Origin of the sequence: Rhodococcus sp. (in: high G+C Gram-positive bacteria) (assembly GCF_049591685.1) — a bacterium.
Lineage (GTDB): Bacteria > Actinomycetota > Actinomycetes > Mycobacteriales > Mycobacteriaceae > Rhodococcoides.
This window is the reverse complement of the sequence record NZ_JBAWFH010000518.1, coordinates 1-3,162: the sequence shown is the minus strand read 5'-3', so window position 1 is coordinate 3,162 and position 3,162 is coordinate 1. Positions and strand designations below refer to the sequence as shown.

General features: G+C 66.4%; 2 protein-coding genes and 1 pseudogene. 2 read left to right on the top strand and 1 reads right to left on the bottom strand.

Going from position 1 to position 3,162, the window contains the following annotated elements:
* Positions 1-483, top strand: a pseudogene (locus tag WBQ44_RS21215) (hypothetical protein); the annotation flags it as partial.
* 118 nt (positions 484-601) lie between these two features.
* Complete coding sequence (locus WBQ44_RS21210; RefSeq protein WP_495568642.1) at positions 602-1,369, top strand: SDR family NAD(P)-dependent oxidoreductase; 768 nt, start codon at positions 602-604, stop codon at positions 1,367-1,369.
* Positions 1,370-1,552: 183 nt separating this feature from the next.
* Here WBQ44_RS21210 and WBQ44_RS21205 read toward each other — a convergent pair whose 3' ends face one another.
* The gene (locus tag WBQ44_RS21205; RefSeq protein ID WP_495568643.1) at positions 1,553-3,124 is read right to left on the bottom strand and encodes a TM0106 family RecB-like putative nuclease; all 1,572 of its coding nucleotides are present in this window, start codon (positions 3,122-3,124) and stop codon (positions 1,553-1,555) included.
* Positions 3,125-3,162 lie beyond the last annotated feature (38 nt).

Here is a 3,162-nt window from a genome sequence, read left to right as displayed (position 1 = left end):
ACGTTGCGCGTCGCCTCCGAAGCCGCGGCGTCGGCCGTGCTCGACGAGCGCGATGCCCGGCTCCGAAGCCTCGATCAACAGGCGCGGCCACTGCTCGCCCGCATCGTCGACGGCCCCGAAATCTCGTCCGACGAGCGGCTCGTGTGCGAACTGCTCGAAGCTGAGCTACGCGATTCGCTGCGCGCCCGAGGCCTCGTCGACGATCGCCTGTCGCACGCCGCCAGGTCGGCCCGCAGCAGAGGCGTTCAAGTGGTTCTGCTCGACGACCGCGGTGACGACGCCCTCGACCCTGCCGTCCGCACAGAACTCGCAGCGTCCGTCGCAGACCGACTCGATGCACTGGACACCGGAGCTGCGACGGCCCGACTGCTCCCGGCCGGCCGGACCCATCTCGCCAGCATGCTCGTCGACGACGACAGCACCCACCGCATCGAATACGACCACGACGGGCGACCCACCGATGCTGCGACGAGTGCCGACTGAACCGTCTCGTGTGTCGCGCCCGACACATCCCACTCCGAGTGCTCCGCGGCATCCGGTTATGGTGCAAGGCGAGTGAGCGCCCACCACCGGGCCGCCAACAGCAAAGGGGTGCACGTCAGTGGAGATTTCGGGAACAGCAGCGTTGGTCACAGGAGGCGCGTCCGGTCTGGGTGCCGCAACAGCCAAGCGTCTCGCCGACGCCGGAGCCACAGTCTTCGGACTCGACCTCGCACAGTCCATCGAACGCGCAGGTGACAGCGTCCCCGACGGCGTCACCCTCATCGCAGCCGACGTCACCAGCGAAGAAGAGGTCGAAGCAGCCCTCGACAAGATCACCGAAGCGGGCGTGCCGCTGCGCATCGTCGTCAACTGCGCCGGTGTCGGCTGGGCAGGACGCATCCTGTCGAAGAAGGGCCCACACGACCTCGAACTGTTCCGCACGGTCATCACCATCAACCTGCTCGGCACGTTCAACGTGATGCGGCTCGCCGCGAACCGCATGCAGTCACTCTCGACCGTCGACGACGCAGGCCAGCGCGGCGTCGTCATCAACACCGCATCCGTCGCAGCATTCGAAGGACAGATCGGGCAGATCGCCTACACCGCGTCCAAAGGCGGCGTGCACGCGATGACGATCACCGCAGCTCGCGACCTCGCGCAGGTCGGCATCCGTGTCAATACCATCGCCCCCGGCATCGTCGACACCCCCATGCTCGCCGGCGTCACCGACGAATACCGCAAGGGCCTCGAAGCCAGCGTCACCTTCCCCTCGCGACTCGCCCAGCCCTCCGAATACGCCCAGCTGGTGCAAATGATCGCCGAACACGACTACCTCAACGGCGAAACCATCCGCATGGACGGTGCCATCCGCATGGCGCCGCGGTAGTCGCTCCGCCCACCCTGTCCGCATCGATGGCCCACAGCAACGGCTAGACGGCTGCGAAGTGACATCGATGCGGTAAGGGTGGGCCAGGCAGTGCCGATGCGGTAAGGGTGGGCCAGGCGAGTGCCGATGTAGCCGCTGAAACTCGGGCGCCGGAACTCGGGCGCTGAAACTCAGGGTTGGAGCTCAGACGCTGGGACGGACTCGGAGCGATTCCATGGTCGGGATTTCGAGTTCGGCTCGGTCGCTCATCCATTCGCGCAGGACCTTGGTGGCTTGGACGTCGTCTTCGTTGTAGACGAGGAGCCGTGTGCGCTGGTCGAGGTCGGGCTCGGTGTCGTAGCCGACGGCGTCGCGGTACCAGCCCATGGACGCTTCACCTCCGGCTTCGGCGTCGCGCCAGGTGAACCCGGCGATGGGTGCGATCTTTTTCAGGCCTTTGCCGTTGGGGCAGATGAATTGGTCGCTGACAGCTTGGTAGATGTCGACCCATTGTTCGCTGTCGATGAATTCGCGGATTTCGGCTTCGGTGGGTATTCCGGGGAGGCCGGCGAAGCGTCGCGCCGAGTCGAGCAGCCACTTGTCTTCGGCAGATCGCGAATAACAGTATGCGGCAAAGGTTTTGCCCTGGGCGGCAGCGTCGGCGCGGGTATCCATGAGCCATCCCCAGAAGTCGGCGAACGAACGCCCTTCGTCGACGGTGGGCAGGGGTTCCCAGGTGACGAATCCGCGGTAAACCGGGGCGGGCCCACCTTTTTCGGTGAGCAGCGTGCCCCACAGGTAGGCACCGTGTTCCTGGTAGCTCTCCATGTCCACGTCGACTTCGACGTCGGCGCGGTGGACCGTGATCATTTCGGTGCGACGAAGTAGCGGAACGTTTGCGCGCCAGGCGGTGGCAGCGGCGACGGCGTCGGCGAAACTTCCGAACGGCCAGTCCTCCGGTTCGGGGCCGGACCAGTCGGCGAGCTCGTCGATGGTGAACACGCCCTGCGCGCGCAGAACCTCGGCGCGCATCCCCGACGCCACCAGCGAGACGTCTCGATTGGCGGCCAGCTGCGGTTGGCAGTCGCTCCACCACGAACAGGATCGACATTCGCTCACCTGCGAGGGCACGGTGAAGCTCTCGCCGCGGGCGATGGCGAGGCGGTCTGCGAAGCGCGAGTCGTATTCGTCGAACGCCGCGGACAGGTCGTGCACGAGGATGCATTCGGCGCGGTACCCGATGGCTCCGCCGACGGCGCTGGGTGAGGCGAACCCTTCGTGCTGAAGCATGCGGTGCAGGTGGGCGAGCCGTAGTTGATCACGGAGCTGACTGCGCACCTTGCGGGTTTCGTCGACAACGGGCTTCCACTCGGTGAACGAGGTGGTGACAGCGCCGCGGCCCGGGTCGGTGACCTTGTGGTTGACGACGATGATCGGGATGTAGCCTGCGCCTTCCGGGTCCAGCACCAGCAGTTCACTTCGGCCGCGTCGGCCGGTATCGCGTTCGGCGGGCAGGACCGCGTTCCAGATCCACTTCTCGCCTCGGCGGCATGCGGCCATCGTGCGCTCCGACGCCGTCCGCGGATCGGTACCCTCGATCTCGACCCAGCCGTCCACCTCGGCGGCCAACTGCGCGCGGATCGACTCACGGTGCGTCTGTGCAGCCTCACGCCGTTGCCGAACGCCCGGATTCTCGGGTTCGCTTCGCAACAACGCGGAGTACGCGGTGTCCAGGTACAGCCTGTGCCGACAGCGAGTGAGGGAACCTGCGTCGATAAGTACCGACCGCTCCCCCGCGACCGGCTTCGCGGCCG